Raw genomic sequence first — 535 nt, 5'->3', positions numbered from 1 at the left:
GAGCCATGATTTGATGCCCATTACGGCAATTTCTTCACCCGCTTTCTTAACCGACCCTTTCATTTTGCGCCAGAAGGTTTTCTCATCTGGCGCTTGCATCGTTTGATCTTTGGCGTCTTTCGGCGCCGATTTTACAGACATTGTTGTGGTCATCGTTGCCTCCGAAATTTATGACTGTGGCCAACATATTAATAAATCGAACCTGAACGCAAGATTAATAACAAGAAATGATAGTAAAGTGAAACAAAAACACAGATAGAAAAATCCCCAAACCGAAGTCTGGGGATCGTGATGTTGGGAACTAAGTTGTCGAGTGAACTACTGAGCTATCTTCTCCAGTACACGCATCAGCATTTTGATACGTGGTTCGATAGACTCAAGCAACAAGTACTCTTGGTCACTGTGGAAACCTGCACCGATAGGTCCTAGACCATCCAAAGTTGGAACGCCAAGAATTGCCGTATTGTTTGCATCAGAGCCGCCACCCACTTCTTTCCAGTTGATGTCGATAGCCAGTTCACTTGCTGCTTCTTCA

Annotated in this window: 1 protein-coding gene and 1 pseudogene; both read right to left on the bottom strand. The window is 44.5% G+C overall.

Translation table 11 applies throughout. The annotated features are described in order from the left end of the window. Positions 1 to 153: pseudogene (locus R8O11_RS30750) on the bottom strand (DUF1232 domain-containing protein); the annotation flags it as partial. A 165-nt stretch (positions 154 to 318) separates the two neighbouring features. Next, the coding region (locus R8O11_RS30745) for a M20/M25/M40 family metallo-hydrolase (protein WP_318195324.1) at positions 319 to 535 on the bottom strand (217 nt) is incomplete at its 5' end.

It is taken from the genome of Vibrio sp. 1288 (assembly GCF_033344475.1).
The sequence above is the reverse complement of the archived record's forward strand: the minus strand, read 5'-3'. Positions and strand labels throughout refer to the sequence as shown.